General features: G+C 63.9%; 14 protein-coding genes. 3 read left to right on the top strand and 11 right to left on the bottom strand.

Going from position 1 to position 19,181, the window contains the following annotated elements:
* Window position 1: 1 nt before the first annotated feature.
* Entirely contained in the window at window positions 2–613 is a 612-nt protein-coding gene (locus LAN61_10670; protein MBZ5540967.1) for an SIS domain-containing protein, read from the top strand.
* 448 nt (window positions 614–1,061) lie between these two features.
* On the opposite strand, the gene LAN61_10665 is transcribed toward LAN61_10670, so the two are convergent.
* The 4 genes from LAN61_10665 to LAN61_10650 all read right to left on the bottom strand — a co-directional run bounded on the left by LAN61_10665 (window position 1,062) and on the right by LAN61_10650 (window position 7,271).
* A complete protein-coding gene (locus LAN61_10665; protein MBZ5540966.1) occupies window positions 1,062–1,991 on the bottom strand; it encodes a proline dehydrogenase family protein in 930 nt (309 codons plus the stop codon).
* Window positions 1,992–2,115: 124 nt separating this feature from the next.
* Window positions 2,116–3,828 (bottom strand): CRTAC1 family protein, encoded by a 1,713-nt coding sequence (locus tag LAN61_10660; GenBank protein ID MBZ5540965.1) that lies wholly within the window; start codon window positions 3,826–3,828, stop codon window positions 2,116–2,118.
* Window positions 3,825–6,602 carry a tetratricopeptide repeat protein gene (locus LAN61_10655; protein MBZ5540964.1) on the bottom strand — a complete coding sequence of 926 codons (2,778 nt, stop codon included), beginning with the start codon at window positions 6,600–6,602 and terminating at the stop codon, window positions 3,825–3,827. Before LAN61_10655 ends, LAN61_10660 begins: the two co-directional genes overlap by 4 nt.
* 180 nt (window positions 6,603–6,782) lie before the next feature.
* Window positions 6,783–7,271, bottom strand: coding sequence for an Rrf2 family transcriptional regulator (locus tag LAN61_10650; protein MBZ5540963.1), 489 nt, complete (start codon window positions 7,269–7,271; stop codon window positions 6,783–6,785).
* Window positions 7,272–7,474: 203 nt separating this feature from the next.
* On the opposite strand from LAN61_10650, the gene LAN61_10645 reads away from it, so the two are divergent.
* The gene (locus LAN61_10645; protein MBZ5540962.1) at window positions 7,475–7,924 is read left to right on the top strand and encodes an Rrf2 family transcriptional regulator; all 450 of its coding nucleotides are present in this window, start codon (window positions 7,475–7,477) and stop codon (window positions 7,922–7,924) included.
* Window positions 7,925–8,009: 85 nt separating this feature from the next.
* Here LAN61_10645 and LAN61_10640 read toward each other — a convergent pair whose 3' ends face one another.
* From LAN61_10640 to LAN61_10630, 3 genes are all read right to left on the bottom strand, one after another.
* Window positions 8,010–8,738, bottom strand: coding sequence for an aquaporin family protein (locus LAN61_10640; GenBank protein MBZ5540961.1), 729 nt, complete (start codon window positions 8,736–8,738; stop codon window positions 8,010–8,012).
* A 19-nt stretch (window positions 8,739–8,757) separates the two neighbouring features.
* The gene (gene glpK, locus LAN61_10635) at window positions 8,758–10,281 is read right to left on the bottom strand and encodes a glycerol kinase GlpK (protein ID MBZ5540960.1); all 1,524 of its coding nucleotides are present in this window, start codon (window positions 10,279–10,281) and stop codon (window positions 8,758–8,760) included.
* 107 nt (window positions 10,282–10,388) lie between these two features.
* Window positions 10,389–11,825 carry an APC family permease gene (locus tag LAN61_10630; protein MBZ5540959.1) on the bottom strand — a complete coding sequence of 479 codons (1,437 nt, stop codon included), beginning with the start codon at window positions 11,823–11,825 and terminating at the stop codon, window positions 10,389–10,391.
* A 194-nt stretch (window positions 11,826–12,019) separates the two neighbouring features.
* Here LAN61_10630 and LAN61_10625 point away from each other — a divergent pair, with 194 nt between their 5' ends.
* The gene (locus LAN61_10625) at window positions 12,020–13,336 is read left to right on the top strand and encodes a GGDEF domain-containing protein (GenBank protein ID MBZ5540958.1); all 1,317 of its coding nucleotides are present in this window, start codon (window positions 12,020–12,022) and stop codon (window positions 13,334–13,336) included.
* Between the two features lie 21 nt (window positions 13,337–13,357).
* On the opposite strand, the gene LAN61_10620 is transcribed toward LAN61_10625, so the two are convergent.
* The 4 genes from LAN61_10620 to solA form a co-directional block, all read right to left on the bottom strand.
* Window positions 13,358–14,773 carry an insulinase family protein gene (locus LAN61_10620; GenBank protein ID MBZ5540957.1) on the bottom strand — a complete coding sequence of 472 codons (1,416 nt, stop codon included), beginning with the start codon at window positions 14,771–14,773 and terminating at the stop codon, window positions 13,358–13,360.
* Between the two features lie 17 nt (window positions 14,774–14,790).
* Window positions 14,791–16,251: an insulinase family protein gene (locus LAN61_10615; protein MBZ5540956.1), complete on the bottom strand. Its 1,461-nt coding sequence runs from the start codon at window positions 16,249–16,251 to the stop codon at window positions 14,791–14,793.
* Between the two features lie 531 nt (window positions 16,252–16,782).
* Window positions 16,783–17,817 carry a hypothetical protein gene (locus LAN61_10610; GenBank protein ID MBZ5540955.1) on the bottom strand — a complete coding sequence of 345 codons (1,035 nt, stop codon included), beginning with the start codon at window positions 17,815–17,817 and terminating at the stop codon, window positions 16,783–16,785.
* A 164-nt stretch (window positions 17,818–17,981) separates the two neighbouring features.
* On the bottom strand, window positions 17,982–19,136 hold the full coding sequence (solA, locus tag LAN61_10605) for an N-methyl-L-tryptophan oxidase (protein MBZ5540954.1): 1,155 nt from the start codon (window positions 19,134–19,136) through the stop codon (window positions 17,982–17,984).
* Between the last annotated feature and the right edge of the window lie 45 nt (window positions 19,137–19,181).

Raw genomic sequence — 19,181 nt, 5'->3', positions numbered from 1 at the left:
GATGGGTTACGTCAGGCAATATATCGAAGAAGCCACAATGATTCTCCGGCAGGTGGATCAGCGGGCCATTGAGGAGGCCGTGGATCTGCTCGTGGAATTACGGCAGCGAGGGGGGCGGCTTTTTGTGCTTGGCGTGGGCGGCGGAGCGGGCCATGCGTCCCACGCGGTCTGCGATTTCCGCAAGATCGCGCAGATCGAGGCGTACGCGCCCTCGGACAACGTATCGGAACTGACAGCGCGGGTGAACGACGAGGGCTGGGATACGTGCTACGCCAATTGGCTGCGCGGGAGCCGGTTGAACGAAAAAGACATGATCTTCGTGATCTCCGTCGGCGGCGGAGATGCCAAGAAGAATGTCAGCGCGAACCTGGTGCGGGCGCTCGACTACGCGCGGGAGGTGCGCGCCACGATTTGCGGCGTCGTCGGCCGCGACGGAGGCTACACGGCTCAGGTGGCGAATGCCTGCGTGCTTGTTCCCGTCGTCAATTCCTCCACGGTGACTCCGCACACGGAATCTTTTCAGGCGATGATTTGGCATCTCCTGGTCTCCCACCCGAAACTGAGAGTCGCGGAGATGAAATGGGAATCCCTGCAGTCTGCCGCTAAGGCCTGAAGGTTCGCGGCGCGACTCCCACGCAGATCTTCGCCTGCCCTGCTTCATCCTGCCAGCAATGGTAAATTGTGGGCCCAATCGTCTTTCGCCCACGTGCCTCGCGAACGCCCTCAGTAATTCCTTCCTGCCAGGTTCTCGTACCGCACATGGGTAAATAGATGTCACTGCAGGTCGTCCCCGGCGTTGCGCGGGCGGAGACGGAGATCACGGCAGTCCGCACTGGTCACAAAGAAAGGGCTCCGAGATGCAGTCTCGGAGCCCTTGGTGTTTTCTGGCGCTCTCGTCTGCGGGGCGAGCGGTTGCCCAAGTAGCCCAACTGGAAGGGTTCCTGATCCGTAAGTGACGCCCGTACAACGGCTTGTGAAGTTGCTTTGTTGTTCGGGAACAGGAGGCCGAAGGTTCAAATCTTTTCGCCTCGACGAGTCCTTCCTAAATTTCTGGGTATCGGTCAACCTGCAAAAACGTTGCGGATCAAAAACCACAGATTGGCGGGGCGTTCGGCGAGGCGGCGCATGAACCAGGCGTACCAGTAGGTACCGTAGGCAACCAAAACGATGGAGCGGTAACCTTCGCTGGCCAGACGCTCCTGCTCGGCGCGCTGGATTCCGAAGAGCATCTGGACTTCGAGGGCGTCTTTGGGGAAGCCTTGCTGCGCGGCAAAAGCGGCGATGCGGCGGATGAGGGTAACGTCATGGGTGCCGAAGGCGGCGCGGAGGCACTGCCTGGCGGCCTGGGCGCCGAGCATTTCCTGGGCCAGGGCGAAATAGTTTTCGTCGACGTCGCGCTTGCGGGGGAAAGCGACCTCCGGCGGCTCGCTGTAGGCGCCTTTGACCAGGCGGATGGAGGGGCGCAGGGGCAGAAGCTTCGCGAGGTCGTCTTTGGTGCGGTAGAGATAGGCCTGCAGGCAGATGCCGACGTTGGGGAAGGCCGCGAGGGCGCGGCGGTAGAGATCCAGCGTCACATCCACATAGTTGCTGGCTTCCATATCGATCCACACGGTGGAGTTTTTGTTTTCGCGGGCGATGATCCCTTGCAGGTTGGCGAAGCAGAGGTCGGGAGAAAGGTCCAAGCCGAGCTGGGTGAGCTTGACGGAAATCTCCGCACGGAGGTTCTGCCCGTGGATGCGCTCGAGCGCGCCCAGGTAGTGTTCGGTGACTTGCTTGGCTTCGCCCGCATCGTTGATGTTTTCGCCGAGATGCGTGAAGACCGCGCCGATCTTGCGGAGGCCCAGGGCCTGTGCGGCCAGCAGGGCGTCGTCGAGGGTTTCACCGGGCATGAAGCGGGAGACGCTGCGGCGGACGAAACGGTAACGCGAGGCGCGCTCGCGGAGCGAACTATTTTGCGAAGCCGCCAGCAGCAGCGAACGCATGAGACTCATAAGGTTCTCCATCTCCCTGCAGTTAAAGTGCGGCCTGTTTGCGCCGGAACCATCCCCATTCTAGACGAGATTCCCGCGCGCGGGATGGGCCTGCCGCTTGCGAAGCGGACCGCCGCGCCGCAAGCTATCTCCTGGCGTAGGCCCGCGACGCGGTGATGCCTTTTTCTTCGGTGACGGTGATGGTCTGTCCCGCGGCGATGTTGCTGAGTTTGTCGGTCTGGCCGCTGGGCCAGCGGATTTCGATGGCGTCGGCCCGGGACAGCGTGCCGAGACCAAAGGTGAGAACGAGTTCGCTCGCGGAAAGATAACTGGAGCCGCTGCGCAGCATCTGGGACTGCACAGCGCTGCCGGAGGTGAGGCGGACGACGGCGCCGATCCCGTCGCGATTGGATTTTGTGCCCACGAGCTTCACGCGAAGGCTGTTGTTGCCGCCGCCCTGGTTGAGGAAAAGGGCGGGAGAGCCGCCGTTGGTGGCGACGAGGAGGTCGAGCCGGCCGTCATTATTGATGTCGGCGTAGGCGGCGCCGCGGGCGACGCGGGGCCGGTTGAAGGCGGCGCCCATGGTACGCGCGGCTTCCTGAAATTGCCCGTTGCCGAGATTGCGGAAAAGATGCGGCGGCTGCGCGTAGCGGACGTCGGCCTGGACGCGCTGAATGTCCGGGTCCAGGTGGCCGTTGGCAACGAAAATATCCGGCCAGCCGTCAAGATCGTAATCGAAGAAAAAGCAAGCGAAGCCGAGGGAGAGGAGGGAAGCGCGGCCGATCTCGGAGGCGGGAGCGACGTCGACGAAGAGGCCGTTGCCCTCGTTGTGATAGAGGGCGAGCATCTGATTGGAGAAATTGCTGATGAGGATGCTGGAATGGCCGGAGCGGTCGTAGTCGGCGGCGTCGATGCCCATGCCCGCGCGGGCCACGCCGTCTTCGCTGAAGGCGATGCCGGCGATGACGCCTTTTTCGGTGAAGGTGCCGTTGCCGTTATTGCGGTAGAGCTTGTTGGGCTGGGTGTCGTTGGCGAAGAGCAGATCGGGCCAGCCGTCGTTGTCGTAGTCGAGAACGGTGACGCCCAGGGTTTTCGCGGTGGGATCGGCGAGGCCGGCTTTCTGGGTCGCGTCTTCGAAGGTGCCGTTGCCGCGATTGCGCCAGAGGCGCACGGAAACGCCTTGGTAGGATTCCGGCGTGCAGTAGGACTTCGTTTTTCCAGTGAGCGTGCAGTACAAGTCGGTCTCCGGGGACCATTGGACGTAATTGGCGACGACGAGATCGAGGTGCCCGTCCTTGTCGTAATCGACCCAGGCGGCGCTGGTGCTGAACTCCTTGATGCCGCCGAGTCCGGCCTTCTGGGTGACATCGGTGAAAGTGCCGTTGCCATTGTTGTGGAAGAGCCGGCTCTGGCCGAAGGCGGTGAGGAAGAGATCGTCGAAGCCGTCGTTGTCGAAATCGCCGACGGTTACTCCCATGCCGTACATCGCGATGGCCAGACCGGCCTTGCGGGTGACGTCGGTGAAGGTGCCGTCGTGATTGTTGTGGTAGAGGCGCGGGGTGGAGCGCTGCCGGACATGGCCGGGCCAGTCCATTCCGTTGGCGAGGAAAATGTCGGGCCAGCCGTCGTTGTCGTAGTCGAGGAAGGCCACGCCGGGGCCGAGCGTTTCGGGGAGAAATTTTTTCCCGAAGGCTCCGGTGTTGTGGACAAAGTGAATGCTGGCCTGCTGGGTGACGTCGCGAAAGGCCACCGGAGAGGACAGGGAAGTAGCACCCTGCCCGGCTTGGAGGAGCAGAAACGCAGCAAGGGTCCAGACGAGGACCGCTGCAAGGAACGTTTTCACGCGGCCTCTTTTCATTGGCGGGCGGGACCCAGGGCCACGGAAACGTGTTCGTGGACCGGCTGGCGCTCGTTGTTGTCCTGGGGATGCGCCTGGCGATAGGGGCCGGTAATGGCCTGTGCGGATTCATCGGCCTTGAAGCGGAGATAGAGCGCCTTGTACTCGTTGGCGCGTTGTTCGTCGCCGAGGCCGTTATAGCAGAGCATCAGATTGTAATTGGCTTGCAGGTCTTCGGGATCGATCTGCAAAACCTGCAGGAATTCCTGCACGGCGCCGGCGTAGCGCTTCTGGATGAAGAGGACGCGTCCAAGCTCGTTGCGCACGACGCGGTCGCGCGGGTATTGCGCGAGGACGGAGCGCAGGCGTGCGGCGGCATCGTCGAAGCGGCTCTCACTCTTGAGAACGCGGGCGTAGAAGTAGTTGGCACGGGCCAGGCCGGGCTGCAGGGCCAGCGCTTTTTCGAGCGCGGCGCGTGCGCCGGGGATCGCGCCTTCCTGCACGCGGACGCGGCCAATGTTTACCCAGCCGTCGGGATTCCGCGGGTCCAGCTGGGTCAGCGTTTCGAAGGCGGATTCCGCGCCGCGGAGATCGCCCTGCAGGAAGAGTCCGATGCCGTAGTCGTTCCAGCGCACCCAGTCCTCCTTGGCGAGCGCGAGTTGCGGCGGCGGTGCGGGCGCGGTGCGAGGGAGGACGCGGAGCGACTTGGTGTCTTCGGCGAGGGTGATGATGGGGAGATCGGGGACCTGGTGGAGGTTTCCGGAAACGTGTGAGGTGTCGCCGGTGAAGACCCACTTGCCGTCATCATAATCCTTGGTCACGCCGGAATGTGCACCGCCGGGGTCGCGGACCCCGGCGTAGGAAAACTGCGTGTTCCACCAGGCGAACTTGCGGTAGTTGAGCTTGGCGTGGAGCGTGATTTTTTCGCCGGAGTTCTCCGGGATATGCAGCCGGTAGTGAACGGTGTCCGCGGCGCCGGGTGGGATGAGGTGGACGTAGACGACGGAACGCGTGGCCCAGGCATTGCGCTTGTTGATGGGGTTGCCGTGAGCGTCGATTTGCAGGGAGCGGTAGAAATGCGCCCCGGGATCGACGGGGCCCTTGCCGCCGTCTTCGACCTTGCCGCTCCAGAAGAGAGTCTGGCCTTTTTCATCGGTGGCTTGCAACTCGAGCCAGACGTCGAAGGCGTCCACGGTGCCGCCGGGGAAGAAGTGGCCGACTTTCTTGGTGCGCACGACGACATCCACGCGCACGTCGTCGTCACGGCGGACGGCGGCGTCGACGCGGCCGAGCGGCGCGGTGAGCGGGCGCGCTTCTCCGGCGGGTCCGGCGAGGCGGGGCTGTTCGGCTTCCTCGCCGACAGCGAAAGTGGTGGCCAGTTCGGGGCCGGGGGCTTCACCGCCGGCCTGCTGCGGCCCTGCGGGGGAGACCGCGAAGATATCCACGGAAAGGTTGCCGTTCTGCAGGAATTCGCGGCTCAGGTCGAGCTGCGTCTGGTCCTGGTTGGCGAAGGGCAGGGCGGTGTTCGCGCCGGGAAAGCGGTGGGAGTGGACGAAGCCGTTGATGTTGCCGTCGTCTTGGGAGGGAACGAGCGGCATGTGGCAATCGGGGCATTTCAGAGGAGCGGTGGGATAGTAGAAGGAGCGCGCGCCTTCGCCGGAAACGCCGCTGGCCTGCCAGTTGTCGTACTCGTTGAAGCCGCGCAGCCAGCGGTAGTTGTTCACCGGGACGTCGAGATGCACCTTGTGGCAGCTCGCGCAAAACTCCGGGGTCTGGGTTTGCATGAAGGGCTTGAGGAAGGTGCGGCGGTGGGGCTCGGGATTCAGGCGGACGAGGAAATCGTGGACGGTGCGCAAAAGCGGATTCTTGCTGGCCGCGAGTTTGTGGAGTTTCGGGTATTCGAGGACGAAATCGCCCTGGCCCATGGTGCTTTTTACCCGGACGATGCTGTGGCACATCAGGCAGCTCAAGCCGGCCTTGGATTCGGGGAGGTCGATGATCTGGTTGATGGGCTTGTCGAACTCGCCGCTGAAGAGCAGGGCGGGATCATGGCAGCCGGCGCACCACTTCGAGGGCTTTACGCCATTGACGTCCTGCATGTACTCGACGCTCTTGCGGTACCACTGATTGTTGAAGGAAGAAAAGTGGTGCGCGGAGCTGTTCCACTGGTCGTAGATGTCCTTGTGGCAGCGCTGGCAGGCTTCGGACTGCATGAAATATTGGGCGGGGATGGTGCCGCCGTGGAGGGTCTGCGCGGAACTGGGGAAGAAGGGGCCCTGGGAGCCATCGCCTTCCTGGTCCATCGTCGCGGGAGCGATGGGGGGATTGATGATGCGATTGGAGTCGCGCCAGCGGATTTCGCGAGCCCACCAGGCGCCGTAGGCGACGGCGGCCGTGAACAGCAGCAAGCTTGCGAAACGAAGCGCGAATTGGCTCGCGCCGGCGGGTTGTCCGCGCGCAGCGAGCCAGGAGGCCGCTAGGAGCAGCGTACCGGCAACGGACAGAACAATGTGCGCCAGGAGCCAGGCATGCAGGCGGTGCGGGGTTCCCACAAAGAGGAAGGCGACGCCGATGGCCGCGCCCGCGGCGAGGAGGATCCAGGCGAGGCGCGCGGCGAGGCTCTCGATGGTGGTGAGACGCGCGAGGAGCGGCAGGAGGAGGGCGGCGAGCAATAGGCCGATGGCGGTGTGCAGCAGAACAATACCGAAATAGAAGATGGTGGGGGACGGAAAGGCGTAGAGATAGAGACCTGTGGCGGCCAGCAGCCACACGGTGAGAGATCTCTGACGCTTCATCTGGCCCCGTTCGAAGAGGATAATAGTTTGACCCTGCTACGGAGAGAAAAGTGATTCTCTGAATTCTAGAGGATAATGTCAACCGCCAAGAAACTGCATCCACGTGGCGGGCGCGGCGCTGCGCCGGCACATCGCGAGGCAGCGCCCCGGGCACCACAGGAATGCCCTAACGCATGTGGGCTATTTCCTCTCCTGCCGGGTGTCTGTCGCCATCGGAGGAGCCGCAACTCCGAGCGGCCGAGCGCCTTCGGGTGCTGGCCACCCGGGTGCGGCACGAATCAGGTCCGCCAGCGTGGTCTTTTCCATGAGGTCGAAAATGGCCGTGCGCAGGGGAAGCCAGTCATTGTGGAGAGGACAGGGATGCTCGGGCGAGCAGTCCCCCAGCCCGAAAATGCAGTTGTCGGAGAGCCGCGAACCTTCAACGACGCGCACCAGATCGGCAAGGGTGATCGCCTCTGGCGCGCGGCCCAGCTCCATGCCCTTGCCGGGGCCGCGGAAGGAGCGCAACAGGCCGCCGCTGGTCAGCCGTTGCAGGATTTTCGCCAAGTACGCTTCGGAGGCGCCGGTCTGCGCGGCAATCTCATGCACGGGGGTCAGTTTTCCGGGAGGCTGTTTGGCGAGAAACAGCGAGGCTCTGACCGCGAGCTCCGAGGCGTGTTGGAAAACCATCGGCAGCACCCTACAAAGGAATTACAGACCGTATATTCTGTAATAGAGTAAATGTCAAGTCCAAATCTTCGTCTTGCTCGCAGCCAGCTGCGGATTTCGGAGATGACCCACTGGCGAATTGAAAAGTAATAACCAGAAGGACAGTTAAAGCCGTATTGACGAGCCGTGGCGGGTAGGCAATAATCGCGAGCGGGGCCCCATCCATGATCTATTCAAAACCTTGTGAGTACGCAATCCGGGCCCTGTCCAATCTGGCGTCTGCCAAGGACGGGACGGCACGTGCCGATGAGATTGCCACGGCGGAAAGCCTCCCGGCTCCGGTGCTCAGCAAGATTCTGCAGGAACTGGTGCGAAAGGGGCTGCTCAAGTCGCGGCGCGGGCCCGGCGGCGGCTTCCAACTGGCGCGCCGCGCGGAACTCATCACCCTGCGTGACGTGGTGGCGGCGACCGACGGGCTTGATCAGTTTCAGGAGTGCGCTGTGGGGTTGGAGCGCTGTTCGGACGATGCCCCCTGTCCGCTGCACGACCAGTGGAAGGATTTGCGCGCGGGCTTTCTGGAGTATCTCCAGGACACCACGCTGGATGTGATGGCGCGCACCGTGGTACGCAAGAAAGAATTGCTGCGGGATCTGAAGAAGACTTCGCGGACCTGAGCCCGTACCTCTTTGTCATTCGCGGTGCTTTCCGCGCCCCCGTTTGCGCAGCATATCCTCCGCCCCGTCTCCTCGCAGTGTTTGCTCAGAACGCGAGGAAGCGCATCAGCACGCCGGCGAGCGCGCCACCCACGAGAGGGCCCAGCACCGGCACCGGCGCATAGCCCCAGTCCGAGCCCCCCTTGCCGGCGATGGGCAGAAGCGCGTGCGCCAGGCGGGGGCCGAAATCGCGCGCGGGGTTGATGGCATAGCCTGTCGTTCCGCCGAGCGAGAGTCCGATACCCCAGACCAGGCTGCCCACCAGATACGGCCCGAGTCCGGCAGCAGGTCCCGCCGCGGCCACGGCCTTCGAAAAGATCGCGCCCGCCACGAATACCAGGACGAACGTGGCGACGATTTCGCTCAAGAGATTCGCCGCGAAGTTGCGGATCGCCGGCGTGGTGCAGAAGCAGGCCAGCTTCCGTTCGGCATCCGGCGTCTCTTTCCAGTGCGGAAGATAGTGCAGCCAGACAAGGGCGCTGCCAGCCAGCGCGCCGAGCAGTTGCGCCGCAAGATACGGCGCGAACTTCGCAAAATTGGCGGAGCGCACGGCCATGCCCAGGGTCACCGCGGGATTCAGGTGGGCGTCGGCGCTGCCGCAGGCGATGGCCGTAAAAACGCCGGTCATTACCGCCAGCGCCCATCCGGTGGTGATCACCATCCAGCCCGAGCCTTCCCCTTTCGAGCGTTTCAGCAGAACGCCGGCCACCGCGCCGTCGCCCAGCAGAATCAGCATCATGGTGCCCAGGAATTCGCCCACCAACGGGGATGTCATCGTTCTACTCCTCCTCGCATCAGTCCACCCAGTCGAATGAGCGCGTCACCGCCTTCTTCCACTGGCGGTACATTTCCGCGCGCCGCGCTTCCGCGAGTTGCGGCTTCCAGGTGTGGTCCACGGCCCAGTGGGCGCGCAGTTCTTTCGTATCCGCAAAAAACTTCACGGCCAGGCCCGCGGCGTAGGCCGCGCCCAGCGCCGTGGTCTCCTGAATCGCCGGACGCAGGACTTCGCGATTGAGGATGTCCGCCTGAAACTGCATCAGCAGATCATTGCGGACCATGCCGCCATCCACGCGCAGGGAATCGAGCGCGATACCCGAATCCTGCTCCATGGCTTCCACGACTTCGCGGGTCTGGAAGGCGGTGGCTTCCAGGGCCGCGCGTGCCAGGTGCCCGCGGTTGGCGTAGCGCGTCAGCCCGGCGATAACTCCGCGCGCGCTGGCCTTCCAGTAGGGGGCGTAGAGCCCGGAAAAAGCCGGCACAAAATAGACGCCACCGTTGTCCGGAACCGTGCGAGCCAGGGCCTCGATGTCGCTGCTTTTTTCGATGAGTCCGAGATTGTCGCGCAGCCACTGCACCAGTGCGCCGGTGATGGCCACGCTGCCTTCCAGCGCATAGCGTGGCTTCTCCTGGCCGAACTGGTAGGCCACGGTGGTCAGCAGGCCGGACTTCGAGGGCACGATACGCTCCCCGGTGTTCATCAGCAGGAAGCAGCCTGTGCCGTAGGTGTTTTTCACATCGCCCGGCTGGAAGCAGGCTTGCCCCACCAGGGCGGCCTGCTGGTCGCCGAGAATGCCCGCCACGGGCACGCCGGCGATCTCCGCTAACGTGGCCGTGCCGTAGACCTCGCTGCTCGAGCGGACCCGCGGGAGGATGGCGCGGGGAATTTCGAACGCGGCGAGGATGGCCTCGTCCCAATCGAGCGTGGCCAGGTTCAGGAGCTGGGTGCGGCTGGCGTTGGTTACGTCGGTGAGGTGCATGCCGCCATTCGGGCCGCCGGTAAGGTGCCAGGCCAGGTAGCTGTCCACGGTGCCAAAGAGCAGCTCGCCGGCTTCCGCGCGGGCTCGTGCCCCCGGCACATTTTGGAGGATCCAGCGCAACTTCAGCCCGCTGAAATAGGTGCTCAGTGGCAGGCCCGTCTGCGCACGGAAGCGGTCCTGCCCGCCCGCGGCGGAGTAGCGCGCCACGTCCTCGGCGACGCGCATGTCCTGCCAGACGATGGCGTTATAGACCGGCCGCCCGGTCTGGCGCTCCCAGACGATGGAGGTTTCGCGCTGGTTGGTGATGCCAATGGCGGCGAGATCCGTGGCGCGCAGGCCGCGCTGCTCCAGGGCTTCCGCGATCACTTCCTGAGTGCGGCGCACGATCTCCAGCGGATCGTGTTCGACCCAGCCGGGCTTGGGGAAGATCTGCTCGTGTTCTTTCTGGGCCACGGCGACGATCCGTGCGGCGCGGTCAAAGATCATGCAGCGGGTGCTGGTGGTGCCCTGGTCGAGCGCTGCGATGTAGTTCTGCGTCACGGTTGCTATCCTGGCGCGCATCCGGCAGGTAACGGGTGCCGGAAGCAAGCTTCCGTCATACGCAAAATTCCGCGAAAACGCCAGCGAAGGTTTCCTGCTTACCCAGAGGGAAAGACCGGCGGCGAGCATTATTCTTCGGGGATTTCGAACGACAGCGGATTGCGGAACCCGCGTGTCTTCCAGACCCCGAAGGCGATCCCTAGCGCCATCCACACCGAGCCCGCAATCATCGCCGGGCGGCTCAGGTTCAGCCACAACCCCAGGCAGATGAGGAAACCGAGCACCGGCGGAAGCAGATGGGCCAGCTTCTTCTCCGGCTCGCGCACGTAATAGCGCAGGAAGGCCGCGGCGTTGACGCCCATGAAGGCGATCAGCGCGCCGAAATTGAGCATCTCCGCGCCTAGGCCGTAGGAGAGCCTGAACGAGCCGAGCAGCACGATCGCGCCGATGAAGAAGACGTTGTTTCGCGGAACGCGGTGCTTGGCGTCCACCGCGCCGAAAAATGATTTCGGCAGGGCGTTGCTGCGGCCCATGCCGTAGAGCAGCCGCGCCGCGCCCAGTTGCGCGCCCATGCCCGAGCCGAAATTCGCCAGCAACAGCGTGAAGCCCACCACGCCGAACAGCGGCGCCCACATGCGCCCCGCCACGTGCACATACGCCGTGTCCACATCCGGAAAGGGCTGTGCAGCCGGCCAGACCAGTTGCGCCGCGTAAACTTCCACGGCGGAAAGCAGGCCGATGACCACGCAGGTGAGCACCGTGGCCAGCAGGATGTTGCGCCGCGGATTTTCCGCCTCTTCGGAAAGCGTGGAGATGCCGTCGAAACCGATGTAGGTGAGCACGGCGATAGAAGTGCACCCGAACAGGCCCCCGTAGCTGAACGTCTGCGGGTCGTAGAAGGGCCGCGTGAAAAAGGCCGGGTCGCTGTGCGGATGGCTGAAGAGGAAGCGCACTGCGGCCACGAAGATCACCGCGATCACCGCACCCATTCCCGCGGCCATGCCGGCGTTGATGCGCGCGGAGGTCTTGACCCCGCGGATGTTCAGCAGCGTAAAAACTACGGCGAAGAAAATCTTCCAGGCGAAGACCGGTACGCCGGGGGCGAACTGATGGGCCTGCTGCGCGCACCAGATCGTGCAGATCAACGGGTTCAGTATGTAGTCCATCACCATGCTCCAGCCGGTGACGTAGCCCGCCCCAGGATGAATCTCCTGCGCCACGTAGGTGAAGGCCGAGCCCGCGCTGGGGTAGGCTCGCGCCATGCGCCCGTAGCTGATGCCGGTGAAGAGCATGGCCACCATGGCGATGAGCAGCGCGGTGACCACGTGGCCGCGGCCGCGCTCGCTCAGCACCCCGAAGACGGACATGGGCGCCACCGGCTGGATCACGATCACGCCGTAGAGGATCAGGTCCCCCAGCGTTAGCGTGCGCCGCAGGCGCGGCCCTCCGCCGGATTTCGGTTCGGCCGTCACGAACGTTTCTCCTGCGCCCCTTCTTTGCCAGGCCAAGATTGCGGAATTTGCGTGGAAGCCACCCCGCGTCTCGCTGGACGCCCTGCGAAGCATGTACTTTGCGGCACGTGCTGCTCAGGCCGCAAGCCGCCGGAGGCTGGCAGAGGTCGCTCTCCGGCCACACCTGTTCTTTCGACCAGTTTCCAAGAGCTTGGCGTTTCGCGCATGCTGGTAGTGGTCCCTCGGTCCTGGAGGAGATTCCGCTGCATACGAAACCTGCACGCCCACCCAACCCGGACGCACGTAGCGTGGGGGAGGAACGTCCGGCGGCGGGCCCTTCCACGCTCTCGGTATTTCTGTTTCACACCGGCGGATTCCTGGCAATTCTCGGACTGGCCTTGTGGCTGCGCCACACGCCGCTGCAGCCCGATTCCGATCTGCACGGCTACATACAGGTCATTGCCGGGCTGCTGGCGGTGGTTTTCGCCGCCGTGGCCATCGTGCGTTTTTACGGCACGCAGGACCGTGTCTCGCTGCTCCTCGGCGCGGGCTTCCTGCTCTCGGGCGCCATCCTCATAGCCTCCAGCGTCTTCTTTTTCCAGTTTTCGCGCGAGTCCGCGGTGCACCTTTTCTGGGCTCCGGTGTCCTGGTGGGTGAACCGCCTGCTGCTTTGCCTGCTCTTCGTCGCCGCCTATCTGGTGGACTGGTTCCTTCCGAAATCGCGGCATCCCAAGGGAGAGACCGCCGCCGCGCTTCTGAGCGTCGTGGGTCTCACTTATCTGATCACTGCCGCGCTGCCGCATCTTCCCGCGGAAATTTCGGCGCAGCCCGGCGCGCTCGTCCCCAATCCGCTGCAGTTGCTTCCCGCAGCGCTGTTTTTCCTGGCCCTGTTCGGCTATCGCGGACGCCTGTTCTACGCCGATTCCGCCTTCGACCGCACGATCTACGCCGCAGTCTGGCTGTGCCTTGCCGCGCAGCTTGCGGCCTCGCAGTCTGTGCGCCTGCTGGACGGGCCGTTCCTGCTGGCCCAGGGTCTGCAGGTGACCAGCTACGCCGTAGCGCTCGGCGGCGCGCTGCTCGACAACGCGCGCCTGTTCCAGCAGGTGCGCCATCTCGCCACCAGCGATCCCCTCACCGGTCTGGCTAACTACCGCCGCCTGCTCGACGTCCTGGAGGCCGAGACCGAGCGCACCAACCGCAGCGGCCGGCCTTTCTCCGTCCTCCTCCTGGACCTGGATGGCCTCAAGCAGATCAACGACACGTTCGGGCATCTGACCGGCACGCGCGCCATCGTCCGCGTCTCGGACATCCTGCGCGTGCACTGCCGCGCCGTGGACACGGCCGCGCGCTACGGCGGCGACGAATTTGCCCTGGTACTTCCGGAAACGGGCGAGGAAGAAGCGCGGCGGGTGGTCGAGCGCATCCGCGCGGTGATGGCCGGCGGCACGGAGCAGCCACCCATCTCCGCGAGTATCGGCGTCAGCGTCTATCAGGGAGACGGCGAGCGCATTCAAAAGCTGCTCTCGCAGGCCGACGAAAAACTCTATTCGGAAAAAGCGCAGCGCAAGAAGCGCGGCGCTCCTCCCGCCCCGGCGAACCGGCGGCGCACGCCGCGCATCCCGTAAATCCCGGGGAGCGCGATGCCCCTACCTGGCCGCGGGTGCGGCCGGGGCGAACGGCGCCAACTGTTCGCCGATCCTGGCCTTGTCCCCCACGACCACGATGGTCATCTGTTCCGGCTTGATGTACTGCGCGGTGATGTGCTGCACTTCCGCCGGCGTCACGGCGTTGACCTTCTGCACGTAGGTTTTCAGGTACTCCTCGCCCAGCCCCTGGAGGTTCACATAGCGCAACTGGCTGATCAGCGCCCCCCGCGAGGAGTTCTGGATGACGAAGATCCCGGAGAGATAGCGCTGGATTCCGGTCAATTCATCGGCGGGCGGCGCTTCCTTCTGCAGCCGCTCGATCTCGCCGAAGATCTCCTTGAGCGCCGGGCCGGTCACCCCCGTGGTGACGTCGGCGGTCTCCACCCAGTAGGCGTCCCGGTAGCGGCGCGAAATTTCGCTGTGCGGCGAGTAGGTATAGCCCTTCTGCTCGCGGATGTTGGAAGTGATGCGCGAGCCGAACGAGCCGCCCAGCAGCGCGTTGGTCACCACCAGGGGGATATTGTCGGGGCTGGCCGCCGGGGGCACCGGCAGGCCCACATACAGCGTGGACTGCGCCGCGCCCGGGCGATCGGTAACGTCCAGCACGCGCTCCGGCGCCGGCTTCGGTACGGCCACGGAGGACGCCGGCCCGCGCGCCCAGTCGCCGAAGCTCTCGGCGATGGCTTTCTTCATCGCTGCGGAGTCGAAGCGCCCCGCCACATAAAGGTGCGCGCGGGCCGCGCCGAAATTCTCCGCGTAGAACTGTTTGGCATCGGCGATGGTCAGTTTCTCGAGGGTTTCCGCCTCCGGCAGCACCCGTCCGTAAGGATGATCGGGGTAGAGAATTTTGCGGAAGCGTTCGTAGGCGATTTGCTGCGGCTGGGTGCGCGCAATCGCCAGGTGCCGCAGGGCGTCGTTCTTCAGCCGCGGTAGTTCCGACTCGGGCAGCAGGGCGTGGCGGGCCACGTCCGCCACCAGCCGCGCCGCCTCCGGGCCGTATTCCGAGAGCACGTCCGTGGCGATCGAGCTTTCGTCCTCGCCCATGCCGATTTCCATCGCCCCGCCCATCTGCGCCGCTTCCTCGGCCACCTGTTTGGCGCTGCGCGTGGCGGTGCCCTCTTTCAGCAACTCGCCGGTCAGGCTGGCCACGCCGAGCTTCTCCGCGGGCTGGTTGGCCTGGCCGGCGCGCAGAACCAGGCTGACCGTGACCTTCGGCAGATTGCCGTAGGGCACCAGGGTGACCTGCATGCCGTTCGGCAGCGCGTAGCTTTCGTGCGCCGGCACGGTAAAGGCTTTCGGCGGACCGCCCGCCGGCGGCGTCTGCTTTGGCGCGGCAGGCGCCTGCGCAAAGAGGGGAATGGCGAAAAAGAATGCAGCCAGAACCAGCAATCCGTTTGGTGTGCGAGTGCGCTTCATGATCGGTTCTCCTCTTCCTACTGGTTCGTTGCCGGCGCGGCCGGGGTTTTGGCGGGAGACTCCGCCGGTTTGGCCTGCGGTTCGACGATCAGTACGGTGCGGTTCGCCGGGGTCAGATATTCCTGAGCCGTCTTCTGAATCAGCGCCGGAGTGACTTTCTGGAATTCCGCGGCGAGCGAGTTCACCCGCGCCGGGTTGTCGTCAAACAGCGCGAAGCTCGCCAGCAGGTCGGCCAGGCCGAAGCCGCCGAGGTAGCCCATGTTGTCGTAGAGGTCGGAGCGCAGCTTGACCCGTGCGCGGTCCAGCGTCTTCTGGTCCACGGGCTTGCTGCGCAGCGTCTCGATGGCGCTGTCCGTGGCGGCCAGGATCGTGTCGGGATTGGTTGCAGGGTCGTAGAAGAGGCTGGCGATCCACAGCATCGGCCCATTGTAGTCGTAGAGGTTACCCAGCATGTTGATGCCGCCGCTCACATCGCCGGTCAGCCCGCGCTTCTGCACCAGTTCCTGGTGCAGCAGGCTGTCGTCGCCCTGCAGCAGCAGCTGGTCGATCACGCCCATGGCGTAGTATTCCGGGGTGTTGCGCTCCGGCATGTGATAGGCGAAAGCCAGCGCGGGGCGGTTGGCCATGCGGTCGGTCTTCGTCGCGCGCTTTTCCTTGATCTGCTTGGGCTCGGTCAGGTCGGGCTGCGCGGGGAGCTGCGAGGGCTTGAGGGCGCCGAAATATTTCTCGACGAAGCGCCTGGCCTCCGCCGGATCGAAGTCCCCGACGATCGCCAGCGCCGCGTTATTCGGCGCGTAGTAGGTCTTGAAGAAGGACTGCACGTCCACCAGCGTGGCCGCCTCGATGTCTTTCAGGTCGCCGTAAAAATTGTGCGCGTTATACCAGTTGGAATTGGCGTACTGGGGCATGTCCAGCCAGGGGAAGCCGCCGTAGGGCCGGTTCAGCACGTTCACCTTCACTTCGTTGCTCACCACGCCCTGCTGGTTCTTCAGGTTTTCTTCGGTCACGGCCAGCCCGCCCATGCGGTCGGCCTCGGCCCACAGCGCGGTTTCCAGCTTGTTTGCCGGGAGCACTTCGAAATAGTTGGTGAAGTCGAAGCGCGTCGAGCCGTTCAGGATCCCGCCGTTCTGCTGCACCAGCTTGATGAACTCCATCTTGCCCAGGTTCTGCGAGCCCTGGAACATCATGTGTTCGAAGAGGTGCGCGAAGCCGGTGCGGTCTTTCGGCTCGATGCGGAATCCGATGCGGTAATAGACGGCGACGCAGACGGTAGGAGCGGTGTGGTCCGGGGAGAGCACCACGCGCAGGCCGTTGGGGAGCTTGAAATACTCGACCGGAACGCGGAACTCGTCTTTGGCAGGTGGGGCAGGTGGGGCAGGCGGGGCGGCCGCGGCCGGCGGGGCCAGAGAGGGCAGGAAAATCAAGAACGCGGCGAAGGCCGCGAAGCCACGGAGAAGATTGTCTTTCAGAACGTACATGTTTCCTCCACGAACGGACGATCGGGTATGGCCGGTGATTCGGGCGGGACCTGGAGACACAAAAATAGCACCCTTTTGGTAAAGACGCATAAGCCGGGGGGAAGTTTCACGGTTTGCAGAGTCGTGACAGAGGAGAGCATGCCGATGGGGATGGATGCTGCATTTTTTTGTCTCATTGTGAGGGGGGCGGAGGGGGAGGGAGTGTACCGGCGCCGTTGCGACAGAAAGAGTGCGGTTGTGCTTGATTGCAAAGGAGTTGCGTGGTGGCCGTGGGGCGAAAGAGTGCGCAGGTTATTGAGAATGCAGGAGATAAAGCGAGGGGAGGAAAAGAGGTAATGAGGTAACGAGGTAAGGAGAGGGGGTGGGCGGCGAGGGGAGAGTTGGCGGGGGTGAGGTGCGAGCGACATGGCGCAGGGTAGCATGGCGTTGATGGCGTGTCTATACTTATTACTGAGTGGTACTAGTTTCGAATGGTTTGCGGTGGTACTTGGGATTGCGGAAGAGGCGGCGGGGGAGCGGGGAAGGCCGGCGTTAGGGGCGACTGGGGATTCCTTCGGCGTGGGATTCGATCTGTGCGAGCCGGTCATTTTTGTCGAAGACAAAGGTGACGCGGCGGTCGCGGAGGGGTTCCTGGCGGATTTCGCGCCATTTCTTCAGGTAGTACGTCAAACGAGCAGGTTCCAGGTCCGCAAATACCGTAGAGTCGGGGAAATCGAAAGGCAGGATACCGCCCCTATGGCGGCTGCCATCGTCTATCCGAGCCGCGGAATTTCTGAATGGGTTCTCATCTCCGATCCTTGTATGCAAAGCCTTGCTTGTGATTCCGAGGGGCAGGCTGTTTACCGCCTTTTGAAAGGCCACAAACAGATCCGGCGGCATGGTGAAGTAATACCAGTCCCCATGCTTTTCGTACTCACAAATCTTGGGCAGCAACTGGCATTCGGTGCAGTGAACGCCCAGACGCATGCAGCGAAGATCAAAATCGAGGGCCATGGCAAGTTGTTCCGGAGTCGCAAGAGGCGTGGCCTGTACGCGGATGTGATCTGTCATCCGGGTGCCGCCAGATCTGCCTGAATTGTGGGCTGTATGGTGTGTGATGTTCCAAGTGGAGCGAATTGACGGATCGCTGCTGATCTGCGTGTCCGCCTCGTATGAGAGCTCTTCTTCCTCGAGACCAAGGGTTACATACTCTTCCGTAACAATTCCTTTTCTGACCTTGAGTGAGGCGACCATGCCCTTGAGGGGCAGCCAGCGACGAAGCATCGGACGCTGGTCCAAGTAAGAGAAGTGCCACTGGGACCACTTGTTCTGGACATATAACGTGAGGTTGCAGTCATCCGCGATGCAATTGCTCAACGGGGCTTCTTCATAATGAGCGGGGTTCTCAAGGGATGACGCGCCAGCGGTTTCTTTCTCTATGTAAATCATTCCGCGCCATTTCCTGGCGATTTGGACGGCCTCTTCGCCTGTGCTCTTGCCCACGGTAATGGTTCGCATGTCCCGGAGAAGGGCGCGAGCGTTGCGCTGGAGGCTGAAGCTGTAGATCGCAAGATAGGAAAGGGTCAAGACAACGCCCACGAGGCAAGAGATCATCAACGTCCGCAGAACAAGGCAAAATGCTGACCGTGGTTGCTGTGGGTTGCGACCACTCACATCCAATTAGACACCGCCTTGACCGTCAAAGTGTCCCAAGCAGAGAAAACGCCTAAAGACTTGCAGGGGCACTTGTCTTAGTGGACAGAGCGGTGCTGGACGGTGCGCTTGGTGGCCAGGGAGAAACGGGGCTCGGGCTTGGCGCTGCCTTCGAGCTGCGCCGCGACATATTCGCCGAGCGCCGGGCCGTGTTTGAAGCCGTGGCCCGAGCCGCCGCCGGCGAACCATACATTGTCCAGCTCCGGGTGACGGTCGATCAGGAAATCGCCGTTGGACGTGTTTTCGTACTGGCAGACGCGCGTCTCGATGATCGGCGCGCCGGCCAGGGCCGGGAAGCGCCGCGCCACGTAGCCGCGCACCCAGTCGGCCACTTCGGGCGTGACCATGCGCGACTGCGTGTCCGGGTCCACGCGCTCGCCGTGATGGTCCAGCGCGATCTTGAATCCGCGGCTCTCGAGGTCCGGCATGCCGTAGACCTCGTCGGCCTGGAAGAGCCACGTGGGCATGGCCGGCACGGCAAAGCGCGCGTCGCCCGCCGGAACGCCGAAGAAAAAGACTTCCTGGCGGCTGGGAAAGATGCGCGGGCCGAGAATTTCCGGAAAGAGTTTGCCGAGCCACGGGCCGCAGGCGAAGATATAGGCGCCGGCCGAAAAATGCTCGCCGCTGAAGGCCTCGATGACGTCCAGGCGCCCCGCACCGCGCGGCGTTTCCACGGCCGCCAGCCGGTACTCCGCGCCGCGCTTCACCGCGTCCGCGACCACCGCCGCGACCGCCCGCCGCGCCAGCAGCAGCCCGCTCTGCGGCTCGAGAAATCCCGCGCCCACATTGTCGAATGCTATCTGCGGGTAGCGCCGTTCCAGTGCCGCGCAGTCCAAGTGTTCGATCGGCACCCCGCAGCGCCGCAGCGTCTCTTCGGTCTGCAGCAGATAGGCGGTGTCTTCGCCGGCCAGCCACAGCACGCCGGACTCCTGGAACAGCGGCTGCTGGGTCGCTGCGAAAAACTCTTTCCACTGCGCCAGCGAGCGCAGCGACCAGCGCGTGTACAGTTCGTCCGGGCCATAGCCCATGCGGATGATGCGCGATTCGCCGCCGGAGCTGGCGCGTGTGTGCGCCGGGCCGTAGGCCTCCAGCAGCAGCACGCGCCGGCCGCGCCGCGCCAGATGCCACGCCGTCCACGCGCCGAACACTCCTGCGCCGATCACCGCGACGTCGTATCGCTTGCCGGATCCCATTGGTGCGCCATCCTATCGCACCTCTTGCGGCGCAGGAATTGGAAA

The organism is Terriglobia bacterium, assembly GCA_020072785.1.
GTDB lineage: Bacteria > Acidobacteriota > Terriglobia > Acidiferrales > UBA7541 > Acidiferrum.
Note: the sequence above shows the minus strand (reverse complement) of the source record. Positions and strands in the feature narration are given on the sequence as shown.